Origin of the sequence: Ralstonia sp. ASV6, from assembly GCF_016429285.1 — a bacterium.
Lineage (GTDB): Bacteria > Pseudomonadota > Gammaproteobacteria > Burkholderiales > Burkholderiaceae > Ralstonia > Ralstonia flaminis.
This window is the reverse complement of the sequence record NZ_JAELUI010000007.1, coordinates 47,014-63,255: the sequence shown is the minus strand read 5'-3', so window position 1 is coordinate 63,255 and position 16,242 is coordinate 47,014. Positions and strand designations below refer to the sequence as shown.

General features: G+C 63.1%; 17 protein-coding genes. 4 read left to right on the top strand and 13 right to left on the bottom strand.

The window, feature by feature from the left end:
• Positions 1-237: 237 nt before the first annotated feature.
• The 10 genes from flgK to flgB form a co-directional block, all read right to left on the bottom strand.
• Complete coding sequence (flgK, locus tag JHD73_RS02415) at positions 238-2,175, bottom strand: flagellar hook-associated protein FlgK (protein WP_199027359.1); 1,938 nt, start codon at positions 2,173-2,175, stop codon at positions 238-240.
• Between the two features lie 118 nt (positions 2,176-2,293).
• The gene (gene flgJ / locus JHD73_RS02410; protein ID WP_199027352.1) at positions 2,294-3,376 is read right to left on the bottom strand and encodes a flagellar assembly peptidoglycan hydrolase FlgJ; all 1,083 of its coding nucleotides are present in this window, start codon (positions 3,374-3,376) and stop codon (positions 2,294-2,296) included.
• Between the two features lie 28 nt (positions 3,377-3,404).
• Entirely contained in the window at positions 3,405-4,523 is a 1,119-nt protein-coding gene (locus JHD73_RS02405) for a flagellar basal body P-ring protein FlgI (protein ID WP_199027350.1), read from the bottom strand.
• Between the two features lie 10 nt (positions 4,524-4,533).
• Positions 4,534-5,277, bottom strand: coding sequence for a flagellar basal body L-ring protein FlgH (locus JHD73_RS02400; protein ID WP_199027348.1), 744 nt, complete (start codon positions 5,275-5,277; stop codon positions 4,534-4,536).
• A gap of 149 nt (positions 5,278-5,426) precedes the next feature.
• Positions 5,427-6,209, bottom strand: coding sequence for a flagellar basal-body rod protein FlgG (gene flgG / locus JHD73_RS02395; protein WP_199027346.1), 783 nt, complete (start codon positions 6,207-6,209; stop codon positions 5,427-5,429).
• Between the two features lie 37 nt (positions 6,210-6,246).
• On the bottom strand, positions 6,247-6,984 hold the full coding sequence (gene flgF, locus JHD73_RS02390; protein WP_199027344.1) for a flagellar basal-body rod protein FlgF: 738 nt from the start codon (positions 6,982-6,984) through the stop codon (positions 6,247-6,249).
• A 43-nt stretch (positions 6,985-7,027) separates the two neighbouring features.
• On the bottom strand, positions 7,028-8,248 hold the full coding sequence (gene flgE, locus JHD73_RS02385; RefSeq protein WP_199027342.1) for a flagellar hook protein FlgE: 1,221 nt from the start codon (positions 8,246-8,248) through the stop codon (positions 7,028-7,030).
• Positions 8,249-8,295: 47 nt separating this feature from the next.
• Positions 8,296-8,952, bottom strand: a complete 657-nt coding sequence (locus tag JHD73_RS02380) for a flagellar hook assembly protein FlgD (RefSeq protein ID WP_199027340.1) — start codon at positions 8,950-8,952, stop codon at positions 8,296-8,298.
• Between the two features lie 49 nt (positions 8,953-9,001).
• The gene (gene flgC / locus JHD73_RS02375) at positions 9,002-9,409 is read right to left on the bottom strand and encodes a flagellar basal body rod protein FlgC (RefSeq protein WP_199027338.1); all 408 of its coding nucleotides are present in this window, start codon (positions 9,407-9,409) and stop codon (positions 9,002-9,004) included.
• A gap of 191 nt (positions 9,410-9,600) precedes the next feature.
• Complete coding sequence (gene flgB, locus JHD73_RS02370; protein WP_199027374.1) at positions 9,601-10,068, bottom strand: flagellar basal body rod protein FlgB; 468 nt, start codon at positions 10,066-10,068, stop codon at positions 9,601-9,603.
• Between the two features lie 416 nt (positions 10,069-10,484).
• Here flgB and flgA point away from each other — a divergent pair, with 416 nt between their 5' ends.
• From flgA to JHD73_RS02350, 4 genes are all read left to right on the top strand, one after another.
• Positions 10,485-11,375 (top strand): flagellar basal body P-ring formation chaperone FlgA, encoded by an 891-nt coding sequence (gene flgA / locus JHD73_RS02365; protein ID WP_199027336.1) that lies wholly within the window; start codon positions 10,485-10,487, stop codon positions 11,373-11,375.
• Positions 11,376-11,495: 120 nt separating this feature from the next.
• Positions 11,496-11,822, top strand: coding sequence for a flagellar biosynthesis anti-sigma factor FlgM (gene flgM / locus JHD73_RS02360; protein ID WP_199027334.1), 327 nt, complete (start codon positions 11,496-11,498; stop codon positions 11,820-11,822).
• A 124-nt stretch (positions 11,823-11,946) separates the two neighbouring features.
• Entirely contained in the window at positions 11,947-12,408 is a 462-nt protein-coding gene (locus tag JHD73_RS02355; protein WP_199027332.1) for a flagella synthesis protein FlgN, read from the top strand.
• Positions 12,409-12,859: 451 nt separating this feature from the next.
• Positions 12,860-13,576 carry a LuxR C-terminal-related transcriptional regulator gene (locus tag JHD73_RS02350; protein WP_199027330.1) on the top strand — a complete coding sequence of 239 codons (717 nt, stop codon included), beginning with the start codon at positions 12,860-12,862 and terminating at the stop codon, positions 13,574-13,576.
• Positions 13,577-13,685: 109 nt separating this feature from the next.
• On the opposite strand, the gene JHD73_RS02345 is transcribed toward JHD73_RS02350, so the two are convergent.
• The 3 genes from JHD73_RS02345 to JHD73_RS02335 form a co-directional block, all read right to left on the bottom strand.
• Positions 13,686-14,750 carry a porin gene (locus JHD73_RS02345; RefSeq protein WP_199027328.1) on the bottom strand — a complete coding sequence of 355 codons (1,065 nt, stop codon included), beginning with the start codon at positions 14,748-14,750 and terminating at the stop codon, positions 13,686-13,688.
• A 253-nt stretch (positions 14,751-15,003) separates the two neighbouring features.
• Positions 15,004-15,732 carry a GntR family transcriptional regulator gene (locus tag JHD73_RS02340; protein ID WP_199027372.1) on the bottom strand — a complete coding sequence of 243 codons (729 nt, stop codon included), beginning with the start codon at positions 15,730-15,732 and terminating at the stop codon, positions 15,004-15,006.
• An 84-nt stretch (positions 15,733-15,816) separates the two neighbouring features.
• Positions 15,817-16,107, bottom strand: a complete 291-nt coding sequence (locus JHD73_RS02335; RefSeq protein WP_021193457.1) for an H-NS family nucleoid-associated regulatory protein — start codon at positions 16,105-16,107, stop codon at positions 15,817-15,819.
• Positions 16,108-16,242 lie beyond the last annotated feature (135 nt).

Genomic DNA, 16,242 nt, shown 5'->3' with positions numbered 1-16,242 from the left:
GTCCTGCGTCTGTTGCAGCTGCGACATCTGGCCGAACGCGCTCGGGTTGTCGCCCGCGCTGGTGAGCGCAATGCCGCTCGCAAGCTGCTGCTGCAGCGTCATCAGGTTCGACTGCGTGTTCTGCATCGAGGCGGTGGACGCGGCAAAGAATTGGGCTGTACTGACTCGCATGGTCGATCCGGGCAGAAGGCTTTAGAGCGTTATCGGCACATTGGCGCGATTCTTCAATCGTGTGCGTTAGCTGCCGGCAATCGACAGCAAGGTGTCGAACAGCGTATTTGCCGTCTGCATCACCTTGGCCGATGCCTGATAGGCCTGCTGGTATTTCATCAGGTTCATCGCTTCGTCATCCAGGCTCACGGCAGACACCGACTGTTGCGCCGATGTGGCATTTGCCAGCAGTGCCTTCTGAGAGGTCAGGTTGGTGCTTGCCGTATTGGCTTGCACACCCACCTGAGTGACGAGGTTGTTCCACGACGTGCCAATCGAGTTGGTGCCACCGTCAAGCAGCGTGGCGTTGCGCAGCTTGGCCAGCGCGCTGGCATTGCCGCCGTCGGTGCTGTTGGCGGTGTTGGCCGAAACGGCAAACGTGTCGCCGTTGGCCGGGGTGCCCGAGAGCGTGAGTTGCACACCATTGAACGAATACGTCGCGCCCTGCGTGTACGGCGCCGTACCGCCGCTGTACGTCGTGCTGGTACCGTTGACGTTGACCGTCACGCTGCCCGGGAAGCCCGAGAGCGAACCGCCCACGGCCGAGCTGTACGTCAGGTTGATCGGCGAGGTGAGCGGCGAGCCGGCGTACGTGCTATCCACGCCGATGGACGACACCGTGGCGTTGCCCGTGTTGTTGCTGCCCTGGTTGAGCACCACGGGCGTGGCTGCGGCCACAGCGTGGTAGTCGGTGGTCAGCGTCTGCATGGTGGATGCAGCGTTGGCCGTCGGGCGCACCAGGAACGAATCCCCGCTGTTCATGGTGCCCGACAGGTTCATCGTGACGCCATCAATGGTGGTCGGCCAGCTCGTCACCGTCACGGAGGCAGAGCCGTCCGGGTAGTGCGAGACGGTGTAAGCACCGCCCTGGTACTTGATCTGGTAATCGTAACCCTGGCCCGCGTTGGCGTTGGTGATGCTGGCCGTGACCGTGGCGTTGCCGGTGTTACTGCTGCTGGCCGCAACGCCGGGGCCTGCCACCGAAAAAAGGGCTTGCCCCATGTTGCCGTTGGCGTCCATGCCCAGTTGGTTTTGCGCATTGACGTCTGCCGACACGGCCGCAGCCAGCTTACCCAGTTGGTTCTGCGCCGGGATAAGCGTGTTCTCGCGGAAACTCATCAGGCCGCCCAGCGCACCGCCGCCCAGTTGGTTATCGCCAATGGTGACGGTACCGGCCGGGCTCTTGTAGCCCACCGACAGCTGCGTTGGGTCGTACTGCGAAGGCACGGCGGCCAACTGGTAGCTCTGGTTGCCCTGCACCAGTGCCTGACCGTTGCCCACATAGATGTTGTACTGGCCGTCACTGGTCTGCACCACACTGGCCTTGATCGACTGATTAAGCGTCTGCACGAGCTGATCGCGCTGGTCACGCAGGTCGTTCGCGGGTTGGCCAGTGGAGGCCTCGGCCTTGGAGATCTGGTCGTTGAGCGAGGCAAGCTGCTGTGCAACGCTGTTCACAGAACTGATCTGCGTCTGCACCTGCGTGTTGACCTGCGCAGACAGCGAACTCAACTGACCGGCCATCGAGTTGAAACGGCTCTGCAGGCCGGAAGCGGCATTCAGAAACACTTGGCGCGCTGTGGTGCTCGACGGGTTGGACGTCAGACCGTCTGCCCCGTTGAAAAAGCTGGTCAGCGCCGAGCTCAGCCCGCTGTTGCTGTCCGACATGTACTGGCTCAGGCCAGAGACCAGGTTGTTGAGCTGGTCGGCGGCGCTCGTTGCGGCCTGGCCGCTCTGCACCTGCGCAGTCAGATACTGATCGTAGATGCGCTTGACGGTCGTCACATTGACACCCTGGCCCAGATAGCCGACACCGGCATTCAGCGGGATGTTCTCCGTCTGCACGGCTTCCTGGCGCGAATAGCCGGGCGTGCTGGCATTGGCAATGTTGTTGCCGGTCACCTGCAGGTTGATATCTGCAACCCGCAGGCCACTCGCGCCAATATTCAAGAGGGAGCTGCTCATAATTGTCTCGGTGCGGGCGGCACAACGCCGCCAGGATGGACCCTAAAAACAACATCGGCCGGCTCAGAACAAACTTGAGCCGGCCGATGCTATCGATTCTAATTTTTAATAGCGAACGTCAAACAATCTGCTTGAGCACCGCCATGATCTTGTTGGCGTAGTTCGGGTCTGTGGCGTAGCCGGCACGCTGCAGGCCCTTGGCGAACGACGCCGCGTCGTTACCGTTGCCGGCCGCCACGACATTGCTGTAGCGCGGGTTGTTGGCCAGCAGGTTGGCGTAGTCCTTGAACGCCTCGGCGTATGAACCGTAGGCCCGGAACTTCTCCTGGACCTTGTGGGCAACGCCGCCCACGTATTCGGTGGTGGTCACTGTGGCGGTCTTGCCCGTCCACGAGCCGCCAGCCTTGATGCCGAACAGGTTGTGCGTGTTGGTGCCGTCCTTGTCCTTGATTTCGCGGCGGCCCCAGCCGGACTCCAGCGCGGCGTGACCAATCATGAAGTTGGCCGGAATGCCGGTTTCCTGCGCGGCCTGCGACGCGTGGCCGATCAGCTTGTTGTAGAAGCTGGCCATGCGCTCGCCCCGCGGCTCAGAAGCCACGGTCGACAGATCCACATCAGGCGGTGCATTGGTCGACTGCCCAGCGTCGGACTGCTTGCGCAGGGCCGCCAGGGCACGCTGCACGCGCTCTTCCAAACCCGGGCGCGGCACAGTGCTGATGCCCGAGCCGTCGTCTTCCGTGCCGGGCGCAACTGCCGCGGCCATGCTATTGAGCGACGCACGGGCGATGGCCTTGGCGGCATCGCCCGTGGAACCTGCGGCACCAGGCAAGGCGGTATTCGTAGCGGTGGTGTTGGACAGCGCGGTATTGACCGGGCCACCGGCATCCGGGTTGACACGATTGGCCTGGCGCAGCATCTGCTTGAGCAGCTGATCCGCCACGCCCACCCCGCGCGATGCCATCGTCTGCGAGAGCTGCTGGTCGAGCATCGACGTATACATCTTGGTCGACGATGAATCGAACGGCCCATTCTGCGGCGATGCATCACGCATCTGCTTGAGCATCATATTCACGAAGATCGCGTCGAACTGCTTGGCGACGGTCTTGGCTGCGCCGGTCGGGTCGGTACGCGCGGCCTGCTTGAGCGACTCGAATCCTGTGGAGTCGAGCGCCAGCCGGCTGGTGAGGTCGGTCGGGTTCATGGTGCGTCTTCCTTACCTTGCCCGGGCATCAGATGATTTCCAGCTCGGCGCGCAGGGCGTTGGCGGCCTTCATCGCCTGCAGGATCGAGATCAGATCTTGCGGGTTGGCGCCGATCGCGTTGATGGCCTTGACCACATCCGCCAGGTTGGTGCCGCCCTTCACGTTGATGAGACTGCCGCCCTGCTGCTTGACCTCAATGTTCGAGCGCGCGGCCGCCACCGTCTGGCCTTGCGAGAACGGCGCCGGCTGGCTCACCACCGGCTCGGTGCTGATGGTGACCGACAAGTTGCCGTGCGCCACCGCACAGGGCTCAAGCTTGACGAGCTGGTTCATCACCACCGAACCCGTGCGGGCATTGACGACCACACGTGCAGCGGCCAATGCCGGTGTCACCTCAATGTTTTGCAGCTTGGCGACAAACCCGACGCGGTCCGACGCCAGTGCCGGTGCGCGCACGTTGATCGTGCGGCCATCCGCGGCCTGGGCGGTATCCGCACCAAATTGCTTGTTGATGGCGTTGACGATGTTCTGCACCGTACCGAAGTCAGTGGTGCCGGTATCGAGCTGGACGCTGCCGGCCTCACCCACCGTGGCCTGCACGGCACGCTCCACCGTCGCCCCGTTGGCAATGCGGCCAGCGCCGAGCTGGTTGATCTGGACCTTGCTGCCGTTGGCCGATGCACCCGCGCCGCCAATCACCACGTTGCCCTGCGCCAGAGCGTAGAGCTGGCCGTCCACGCCCTTGAGCGGCGTGAGCAGCAGCGTGCCGCCACGCAGGCTCTTGGCATTGCCGATGGAGGAGACCGTCACGTCAATCATCTGGCCCGGCCGCACAAAGGCAGGCAGCGAGGCCGTCACCACCACCGCAGCGGTGTTCTTGAGCTGGATGCTGGCGCCGGCCGGCACGTTGATGCCGAACTGCGTGAGCATGTTGTTGAAGCTCTGGATCGTAAACGGTGTCTGCGTGGTCTGGTCACCACTGCCGTCCAGGCCGACGACCAAGCCATAGCCGATCAGCGCGTTCTCGCGCACGCCGGCAATGGTGGTCAGATCCTTGATGCGGTCGGCGTGTGCCGTAGTGGGAACAAGCGTGCAAATTGCGCTCAGTGCCACCAGGGCCGCGCCGATGATGCGATGCAAAGTCATGGCCACTTCCTTAGAACGGTGACACGGTCAGGAAGAAGCGCGACAGCCAGCCCATCTGCTGGGCTTCGGCCACGTAGCCGGTGCCGCGGTATTCCATGCGTGCATCCGCCACCTGGGTGGACAGCACGGTGTTCTGGTTATTGACGGTGGTCGGATTGACCACGCCCGAGAACTTGATCGACTCGGTGCCTTGCCCCACCGCCATCTGCTTCTCGCCGCTCACGACAAGGTTGCCGTTGCCGAGCACTTCCACCACCGTCACGGTAATGGTGGCGGTGAAGTTGTTCTGCGCACCGTTGGCGCCCTTGCTGTCGAACTTGTTGGCATCGCTGGCCGACACGCCCAGCAACGACAGCACGCCCGGGTTCATGCCGGCAAAGGTGGGCACCGATGTCGTCTTGCTGCCGCTGCGGTCTACGCTGCCGGAAGTCTGCTTGCTGGCCGCCGTGTTCTCGGTAATCACGATGGTGATGGTGTCGCCCACCATGTGTGCGCGGCGGTCTTCGAACATGCCGCGAAAGCCGCCGCTGCCCGAAGCAACCTCTTGGTAGATCGCCCCGTTCTGACGCGGTGCCATGACGGGCATGGGCGGGCGCGCCGTGGTCGGACCTTGCACGATCGGGGCCGGTGGCGGCAGGAAACCACACGCCGTAACGAGCAGCGCCGCCGTGCCAAGCACGGCCAGTTGAACGATTCGCACAGCGCGGCCGCCGTGCTGAACCTGTTGGAGCGAGTAGACCGGGGGGGTTTGCATCGCACTACATCCTTAAAAACTGCGCTGTTCAGCGTAGGAACGTGATCAAAACGAAGCGCAGCGGTTCTGGTGGTTTGGCGGCGCTGCAGACAGTACAAGTCGTACGGCAAGGCGCCGCCGGACCGCCAGAATCGTTTTGATCGCGTTACTTAGAGCTGCGACAGCTTCTCCAGCATCTGGTCGGACGTCTGCACCGACTTGCTGTTGATCTCATACGCACGCTGCGTCTGGATCATGTTGACCATCTCTTCCACCACGTTCACGTTGGACGTTTCCACGTAGTTCTGGTTGAGCACACCCGTACCGTTGGAACCCGGGTTGGCCAGGTTGGCCGTGCCGGCGGCTTCGGTCTCGGCATACAGGTTCTCGCCCATGCTGCGCAGACCGGCCGGGTTGATGAAGTTGGCCAGCTGGAACGTGCCAACCTGGGTGTTGTTGACCGTGCCCGGCGTGGTGACCGTCACCACACCGTCCTTGCCAATGGTGAGGCTCGTGGCGTTCTGCGGAATGGTGATGGCCGGTTGGATCGGATAGCCGCTGGAGGTCACCAACTGGCCCTGTGCATTGACCTGAAAGCTACCGTCACGCGTATAGGCAAGCGTGCCGTCTGGCATCTGCACCTGGAAGAAACCGTTGCCGTTGATGGCCACGTCGGTCGAGTTGCCGGTCTGCGTCAGGTTGCCCTGCGTGTGCAGACGCTCGGTGGCAACAACGCGCGTGCCGGTACCGATCTGCATGCCCGAGGGCAGCGTGGTCTGCTGCGACGACTGCGCACCGGGCTCTCGCACGTTTTGGTAAAGCAAGTCTTCGAACACGGCGCGCGAGCGCTTGAAGCCCGTCGTGTTGACGTTCGCCAGGTTGTTCGAGATGACATCCAGCTGCGATTGCTGGGCATCCATCCCGGTCTTGGAAATCCACAGGGAGCGAATCATGTTCGAGTCCTTGGTTGTTTCTGTTCAGCCGCGCCGCTTACGCGTGGCGCAGCAGTTCGTTAGCTGACTGGGCATTCGTGTCGCTCGTCTGCAGCGACTTCATCTGCATCTCAAGCTGGCGCGAAATTTCAATCATGTTGACCAGCGAGTCGGTCAGGTTGACGTTGCTGCCTTCCAGCGCACCGGGCGTGATGCGCACGTTTTCGTTCACGTCGGCATCCTGCCCGTCACGCTGGCGGAACAGGCCGTCAGTGCCACGACTCAGGTTGGAAGGATCAATGCTGACCAGCTTCAGGCGGCCCAGCGACACCGGCGGCGTAACGTTGTCCGCGCTGATGGCATTGACCGTGCCGTCCTTGGCAAACTGCACCGTCGTATTGGGGGGCAGCGTGATGGGCCCGCCATCGCCCATCACCGGCTGGCCGGTCAGGGTCACGATGGTGCCGTCGGCGCTCAACTGGAACGTGCCCGCACGGGTGTAGGCCTCGGTGCCATCCGCAGCTTGCACGGCAAAGTAGCCCTGCCCGTCGACCGCCACATCCAGAGCGCGGCCAGTGGTCTCGACCGGGCCGGGCGTCACGTCGGTGCCAATGGCCGAGGCCATCACATAACTGCGCGTAGGCGAGCCGTCGCCCTGCACACCCACCGTATGGAACGCATCGATCTGCGCCTTGAAGCCGGTGGTGCTGGCGTTGGCAAGGTTGTTGGCGCTGGCGGCCTGTTGGTCGAACAGGTGCTTCACGCCAGTCATCGACACGTAGATCGAGCGGTCCATGCGAGTGTCCTTGGTGTGCGTTCAGGCAATAACGATCCGGTGCTTACATGCTCACCAGCGTCTGCAGGATGGTGTCCTGCGTCTTGATGGTTTGCGCGTTGGCCTGGTACGAGCGCTGGGCGATGATCATGTTGACCAGCTCCGCCGACAGATCCACGTTGGATTGCTCCACCGCTGACGACTGCAGCAGGCCGAACGAACCCATGCCCGGCGTGCCCAGGTTGGGCGCGCCCGAGTTGGCCGTTTCCACCCACTGGTTGCCGCCGATATTCTGCAGTCCCTCCGGCGCCTTGAAGTTGGCCATGGCGATCTGACCCAGCACGGCGGTACGGCCATTGGAATAGTTTGCCGTGATGGTGCCGTCGGTACCGACCGAGTAGCTGGCCAGACGGCCGGTGGCATAGCCGTCCTGCGTCACGCCGGGGGCGGTGTCGTTGTAGCCGCCGCCGTATTGCGTGGTGCCGGTGAAGTCCATGTTGGCAATGCTCATGCCCGCAAACGTGGCGGCAATCTTGCTGGGGTTCGTGGTCAGCTGGCCGGTGCTGTTGAAGCTGAGCGTGGCAATTGCGCCACCGCCGTTGGGCGCAGTCTGGGCAACGCCGTCCACCTGCGAATACACGCTCCACTGGCCGGGGCCGGTGTTCACGTAGTAGTTGGTCAGCATGTGGGCCGTGCCCGTGCCGTCGTACACCTGCTCCGAAACGGAGTGGTTGAATGTCTGCGAGTTGGTGGCCGAGAACGGCGTGCTGGTCGGCGGCGTGGCGGCAGCGTCAAGGTTCACGCCGAACGCGGTGTTGGTGGTAGCCAGCGGCGCCAGGTCGTTGACCGGAATCTTCAGGTTGGTCAGCACCGCGGTGTTCACCTTGCCGGTGGCATCCACGCCGTAGCCGGTCAGGTTCTGGCCGGTAGCGGAGATGATGTAGCCGTTCTTGTCGGTCTGGAACTGGCCGTTACGCGTGTACGACACCTGACCGCTGCTTACATCCACCATGCGGTAGAAGCCCGTGCCGTTGATGGCGATGTCCAGCGGGTTGCCGGTGTTGGTCACATTGCCCTGCGTGAACGACTGCGACACCCTGGTCACGCTCACACCCTGGCCGACTTGGTTATCGGTGGCGCCAACCAGCGAACGTGCATACACGTCGCCAAACTCGGCGGTCGATTTCTTGTAGCCGACCGTGTTGGCATTGGCCACGTTGCTGCCGATCACGTCGAGGTTTTGAGAGGCGGCATCGAGACCGCTCAGGCCTTGCTGGAATCCCATAGTGTTCTCCCGTAGAGGATAGAAAGCGCGGGTGTATCGACGACCCGTTACTGAATAGAAGCGACGTCAGACAGCTTGGCCGTCCCGCCGGATGCCAGCACCAGTTGCATCGTGCCGTTGTTGATGGTCACGCCAGCCACCTTGTCGGTGCCCAGCGCGTTTGCCGTGACAACCTTGCCGCCTTGCGTGGCCGCCACACCGATCGTGTAGTTGCCGTCTGCCAGTTGGTTGCCCTTGTCGTCCTTGCCGTTCCAGGTGTAGTTGCCGGAACCGGCGGTCATCTGGCCCAGGTCAACAGTGCGCACCGCAACCCCGGCGGCGTTCTTGATGGTGACGACCACATCGTCGGCGCCGGTGGGCACCGAAACACCAAAGTTGGCCGTGCCCGAAGCCAGCGACAGATTGGACGACGGCACCTGCACGGTGCGGCCGATCATTGACGAAGCCTGCGTGGCCGCGTTCTGCGTGAGCATGCTGGACATCGTGGTGTTCAGCTGCTGGATGCCATTCACCGTGTTGATCTGCGCAAGCTGCGAGGTCATCTGCGAGTTGTCCATCGGGTTCAGCGGATCCTGGTTCTGCAACTGCGCAACCAGGAGCTGCATGAACGTGCTCTGCAGATCGGTACCGTTGGTGATGGCAAGGTTGTTGCCGGTGCTCGTGCTCGAGGTGCCGGTTGTGCTGGAGGTGGAGCTGACGGTCATGGTCGTATCTCGCTAAATTCGTCGCGTTACTTGGCTGGAATGGGCGCGCTTACTGGCCCAGGGTCAGGGCCTTGGCGGCCATCGTCTTGGTGGTGTTGGCGACTTCCACATTGGCCTGGTAGGACCGCGAGGCAGAAATCATGTTGACCATTTCGTCCACCACATCGACGTTCGGCATGGTCACGTAGCCGTCGGCATCGGCCAGCGGGTTGCCCGGCTGGTGCATGCGCTTCATGGGGGTGACGGTGTCTTCCACCACACGGTCGACCGACACGCCGGTGGCGTAGTCGTCAGACCCCTGTTCGGGCGAGAACACCACCTGCTTGGCGCGGTAGGCGGTGCCGTTGGGCCCCGTCACGCTCTCGGCGTTGGCCAGGTTGGAGGCCACCACGTTCATGCGCTTGGACTGCGCGGTGAGCGCGCTGCCAGCCACATCCATCACCTTGAATAGCGACATGTTGGTTCCGCTGTCTGAATACTGTTTTTACTGTTGCCGGATCGGATCCGTTGTTGTGTGGGCGCTCTCCGGGCCAGACTGCCTGGCCCGGGGCGCCGCATCACTCCCGCCCCTCTTTCATCACGCCCAGGACTGCGGCGCGATCGTCCTACCCTGTCTTGCTCTGTTCTGCTCGGTCCTGCTCTGCCGCGCTAGCTGTTCTGGATAGCCGCCAGCATCGACTTGATCTTCTGCGTCACGATGTTCAGGTCGGCCTCGTAACGCACGGTGTTGTCGGCAAAGCGCATGCGCTCGCCGTCCATGTCGACCGTGTTGCCGTCAATGGAAGGCTGCTGCGACGTGCGGTACTGCACTTCGCCCTGCAGCGACTTGGCCTGCTGCATGCCGGGCGATTGCAGCGACGCCCGCATCAGCGTCACATCACCGGCGGGCGCACCATCCGCCGTCAGGTGGCCGGACGCCGTGGCCGTCATCGGCAGCGTGTTGCCGCTTTGCTGGCCGACCGCCTTTTGCAGCGCCGACTGGAAATCGAAGTCGCGCGCCTTGTAGTTGGGCGTATCGGCGTTGGCGATGTTCGAGGCCAGGATCTGGTGCCGCTGCGAACGCAGCCGCAGCGCCTGCTCCTGAAAACCGAACAACTGATCCAGCTTGTCGACCATGTCTGTCATTCCTCGCGCGTGGCGCCATGTTGGTTCCGCCACCCGCCGGGTTTGGTTGGTATTCCGAATGCCGTGGGGCTGGAGAAGCAGGCATCGGCGGCCCCTTCAAAACCGCCGATGCCGTCTCCAGAACCGCTGTATTGCTGAGTTGCCGTCATGCAGCCTCAGTGGAGAGGGCCTTGTCTGCGGATCCGGGAGCCGGCCGGGGAATCGGGAACCCCGCAGCCATCCGGGGCAGGTCGAGCAGCAAATGGAACCGCACCGCGCAACGCCAGGGACTTCACCACGTTGCAAAGTCTAGGGGCCAGCTGGCAAGAGCATTCGTCCGAATAAGGGGGGGATTGGCCGACAATTCCGCATTTGGCGCTCCCGCGCGCGTGGCTACACTTCACCGGACTTTCGATGGAGGGCTTTCCATGTCCACGCGGTTTGTACGCAGCGCCCAATACCCGACCTTTGCCGTTGTCCGCCGCCGCGGCGCCACGGCAATGCCGTTGGCCGCACGCCGGCGCAAGCTGCTGCTGGCCCTGGCGCTGGGCGTCTTGGCAAGCCTCGCCCATCCGATCCTGGCGCGTGCGCAGGGCATGATGCGCGTCGGCTATGCGCCGGCAGCCGCCAACATGCCGATGCCCGCCCAGCCCGCACAACCCGCGGCCACCACCATCCAGGGGCCGAACGCCATCCAGATGCAGATCCAGCAGCAACTGCAATCGCAGCTGGACATCCTGGGCGGCACCAATGACGCCGGCGCCCCGCGCGCCTCGGTGGAAGTCGGCCCGGTCGACCCGCGCGTGGCCAACCAGCCTTGCGACCAGGTCGACCTGATGCTGCCGGCGGCCAACCGTCTGCGCGGCCGCATCCAGGTTGGAGTGCGCTGCAAGTCACCACACGCCTGGGCGGCGTGGGTGTCAGCCACAATCCAGATCACCGGAACGTATTACGTGGCCTCGCACCAGCTCTCGCCAGGCAAGACGCTCGACATGAGTGACCTGGAGGCCCGCACGGGGGACCTCTCGATGCTGCCGCCGTCTGTCGTGCAGCAGCCCGCCGACGTGGTCGGGCGCGTATTGATGACCAGCGTGGCGGCCAACCAGCCGCTGCGCGCCGAAAGCCTGCGCCTGCCAATTGCGGTGCAGGCCGGCCAGACCGTCAAGCTCGTCGCCGAAGGCGGCGGCTTTCAGGTCACCAGCGATGGCCGGGCCATGAACCAGGCAGCCGTGGGCCAGGTGGCACAGGTGCGCACGGCCAACGGCAACGTCGTTTCCGGCATTGCGCAGTCTGCTGGCGTGGTCGCAATCCAGTTTTGAGATCGACTTGAGATCAATCGATCACACGCACTGTGATGCACAACCGATATCCCCCGCTAAAGTTTGGACGGGGGTTGGCCGATATGGGTGATAGGATGAACGCGCTCTTCGGAGACACCCGTGAAAATCAACCATATCGTCAACAACACGCCGGCCATTGCGCCGACCAAGGACGCTGCGTCCGGGTCGACGCGTGCAACCGGCTCGTCCGCGACTGCCACAGCAGCCACGGGCACGCGCCACAGCGACCAGGATTCAACCGTGCCGTCGCTGTCGGTCCATCAAGTTTCGCGCCAAGTGGGCAGCGGCGACTTCAACGCGGCACGCGTCGAGCAGATCCGCAGCGCCATTCAGAACGGCACGCTCAAGATGGACGCCGGCAAGATCGCCGATGCGGCGCTGTCCGACGCGCAATCGCTGCTCTCGGCACAAAGCAAGAAGGTCTGACGGGAGCCTCCTCCCGTCGTCCGTCCCCCATTTCTCATGACGCCGCCGGCCCGTGTGGGCTGACCGCGGCGGGGCGGTGTGCCGTCCGGCGGCTGCCCAAGCTCCCCAGCGAAAGGTCGCCAACATGGACAACACACTGCTGATCCGCACCCTTGCCGACGAGCAGGAACTGCTGCGCGCCGCCACCCTGACCCTGGAAGCCGAGGCGCAAGCGTTGCGCGACGGCGACATGGTCGAACTCGAGCGCGTCACCCAGACCAAGCAGAAGCAGCTGACCGCCCTGGGCGAAGCTGACCGCGAGCGCCGCCTGTGGTGGGCGCAGCATGGTGGCGCCGATCCGTACGGGCTGGTCAAATACCTGCGCGCCGACGAGACTGCCAGCCGCCTGTTCGATGAGAACCTGGCCCTGGCCCGCACCTTGCGCCAGCGCAATCTGGACAACGGCACCCTGATTGATCTGCGCCTGCGTGCCACGCAGAACGCGCTGTCGGTCCTGCACGCCGCCAACAACGGCGGCGGCACGCCCTACGGCCGAGACGGCAAGCAACCGCTGTCGATGCCACGTTTCTCCGTCGTCGCACAGTAAGCCGCACGGCGCCTGGGGCGAGGAAGATTCGCCGGTTTACGTTTACGTCAATGGGTTTGAAGTGGGGCTAGCTGGCCCCGCTCGATCCTGCTATCTATACAGGTCTGCCGCACCACCGATCGGGGTAAACAAAAAGGTTTACATCCCATTGATGGGTGCAACAAGCATGCTGGGGATTTATTCTGCCGATTTTGGCGGGGTATATCCTCCGCGCCTGGCGACATAAACAAGAAAACCGGAAAGAAATCGCGCCTGAATGGCATGCCAAGGTTTCGGCCCGGCGGCACCGCACTTGGTGACTGCCGGTTGAACGGGGAAACATACCGAAACCGCGCGTCATTGCGTTTCTACCAGCCACGCCTGTATCAATTTGGATCTCGCCGATCCAAATGGGCGACGGTCGGCCATATTCCGGAAATGGGCAAACAACCATAACCAGACAGGCGGCGCAGTGAAATCGATCGTAGTTGAGGCACACCCTTTGGTGCGTGCCGGTGCGACCCACGTTTTGCAATCTTTGCCGGCCATTTCCGAAGTCGTCAGCGTCGACCCGGACGAGGCCCTTTTTGAAAATCTGGCGGCGCATGCGGACGCCGAACTGGCCCTGATCGGCTTGCCCCTGCCGGGCATCGACGACCTGCCAGCGCTCTCCCGGTTGCTGCAGCAGCCGCACCCGCGGCATGTCGCCGTGCTGGGTGAAAGCGATTCAGCCGTCCATGTGCGCGCGCTGATGCAATTGAATATCTCTGCTTATCTGCTGAAAAGCTATTCCGGCAAATTGATTGCAGCGGCATTGGAATTGGTGCTGGCCGGTGGCCGTTATGTACCGGCTTCAATCGTGCTTGCCCGGTCAGATACGCTGGCAGGCGGTGCTGCCAACGGCGGCGATGACTGCGCATTATTGGGACTCACTCAACGCCAATACGAAATTCTGGTGCTTCTCTCGCGCGGTCACCCGGTCAAAACCATCAGCCGCATGCTCAGCATCTCCGAGGCCACGGCCAAGGCGCACATCAACGCGCTGTATCGCCGTCTGGAAGTCCGCAGCCGCACCGAAGCCGTGTTCGTCGCCACCCAGCGCGGCGCCATGCTGCTGAACCAGCCGCAACTGGTGGCAGAGCCGGCCGCATCATCCGTGGCGCCCGTACGCATTGTGCGTAGCGGTTGAGTTCTCTCCCGTCAGCCACCAACAAAAAACGGCGCCCGGAACCCCGGACGCCGCTGTAAATGCCCGCCCGCGCTGTCGACACGCGGGCGGTGACAAGGAAAGCGCAGGTTTAGAACTTTGCGCGAATGCCCACGCCGAAAGTATCAGCCGCGCTCAGGTCCGACACCTTGTCGCGGAAATACGCGGCATACACATCCGTGCGCTTGGACAGCGAATAGTCGTAGCCGACTGCCCAGGTGTTGCGCTTCACGTCCGCTGCACCCGAGGTCTTCGTGTACGCGTACGACGCCAGCACGCTGCCCGGGCCGACCGGAATCGACACGCCCAGCTGGCCGCCGTTGCTCTTGGCATCGCCCGTGGCAATCGTGTTCTTGATGTACTGATACTGGCCGTACAGCTTGACCACGCCGAAGTCATACGAAGCGCCCAGTTGCGCTGCCGACTGACGCTGGAAGCCTGCCACCAGCGCGTTCAGGTCGCCCGGGTTGGCATCGAAGCGCACCTGCTGGAATGCCGCGGTGGCAGCAAAGTTGCCGCGGAAGTACAGGAAGCCCGCACCAAACTTGTTCTGACCGTTGTGGCCAGCCTGCTCGCCCGCACCGTACATCAGGGTGCCCGTGAAGCCGTTGATGTCCGGCGTGCTGTACAGGATCGAGTTGTTCCAGCCCGAATCGCCCACCAGACCCGAGATGCCGGCTGCGCCCGTGCGGCCGTTGCCCAGGTAGGTGTGGAACACCATCGGCGAGAAGGTGTACGAATCACCGAACGGGTTAAACAGGATCGTCGAAACGAAGTACTGCGGCGTATTGCGACCGAGCTTGATCGAGCCCCAGGTGTTCGACTGCAGGCCGACGAACGAATTACGGGCAAAGAACGTGTCGCCATCAAAGCGGCCGCCCTTGCCGGTGTCTGGGCGGAAGAACGCTTCCAGCGTGAAGATGGCCTTCAAGCCGTTGCCCAGGTCTTCGCTACCCTTCATGCCCCAGTACGACGTGGACATACCGCCGGAGTTGACACCCCAAGCGCGGTCAGAGGCGCCCAGGTTCTTGGTCGCGCCGGCCCAGGCATCCACCTGGCCATACAGCGTGACGGACGATTGCGCCTGGGCCGCACCTGCGGTCAGACCGGCGGCAGCAGCCAGCGCGGCCAGCTTGAAACGTCGCTTGAGTTGCATCGTTGATTTCTCCCTCTTCTGGTTCCGTTGTGTTGAATTCGCTTCGCAGTGGCAGGTGGCTCGCCTGCCTCTGCTGAGATCGCCGCGAGTGAATGCAACAGCCGTGCCAATACGCCGTCAGCACGCCGAAGTGTCACGAATGAATACGTTTTCGCGGGAAGGCGCGCAGACTAGCTTGAATACCCCTGCCAGACAAGTCCCAACTCAGGGGTGTGTGGCGCCGTTTCTGCACCGTGCTGGCGCAAGTGCAGCTTCAGTCGTTTTGCAAGACGCGGATGTCCACCTCGCGCGTATAGCGCTCAGGGGAGAAATCGCAATAGGTGAGGGAGATCGGCACGTCAGCCACGCTGTAGCCAATACGCCGTACGCGCACCAGCGGCACGCCGGCGGACACGTCAAGCTGGCTGGCCTGATGCGCGTCAGCCACGCACGCCAGCGGGGCCTCGCGCGAGCGCGCGATGGTCAGGTTAGCCCGCTGGAAGACCTGCACGAACAGGCGATCTTCAAAATCACGCGCCTCCAGCATGGCCGCCAGCCGTGACGTCAACCACGTACGCAGCAGCATGATGGGGTTGCCTTCCACCTGCGCGCGGCGCTCCACGAATGCCACCTGCGCGCCAACCTCCAGACCGAGCGCGGCCGCCACCGTCTCATCAGCCCGCTCCAACCGGAATGCGCTGACGGTGTAGGCGGCGCCGGGCACGTACTCCAGCGCCGCATCGGACTGGCCCGGGGCATACAGCACCGGACGATGCGGCCCCACGCGATCAAGCACCACGCTGCGTTGCCCGCGCGAACGCTTGAGCAACCCACGCGCAGCCAACTCATTGAGTGTGCGGCGCGCAGTCAACCGCGATACGCCGTAGCGTTGGGCGACTTCGTTTTCGCTGGGGGCAACGCTGCCGGCCGGCAAGGCGCCATGCAGGATGTCGAGCCGAATGCGATCGGCCAGTTCGAGGTATTTGGGGAGGCGGGGCGTCATGTCGACGTTATAGTCAGGAACGCCCATGCGCTCCAACAAAAACGGCCCACCGCTATGGTGGGCCGCCGTACCGAAAGGGGCAAATCAGGCGATCAGGAATTTGTCGCGGTTCTTGCCGATCCAGGCCGGTGCACGGCCACGGCCGGACCACGTTGCGCCCGTCTTCGGATCGCGATACTTCGCGGGCACCGGTGCCTTGGCACCAGCACGGCGACCACGGCGCGGCGCCAGGCCCAGGTCTTCAGCCGTCAGGCCATATTCGGCAACCGTTTGACGCACTTGCTGGATAACGGCTTCCAGCTCTTTGGCGCGGGCGGTTTCGATCTGTTCTTCCAGCTTGGCCTTTTGTGCAACCAATTCCTTGTATGTCGCCATATGCGCTCCCAATAAATCCTGTTGTGGGTCAGATATTAGTTCAATTGTATTCATAACTGAAATGAAATTTCAACGGTTTTGATCGCGCACCGCAACTTGCCGCAAGTGCACCAAAAGCGGCCGAATCAAATCAGC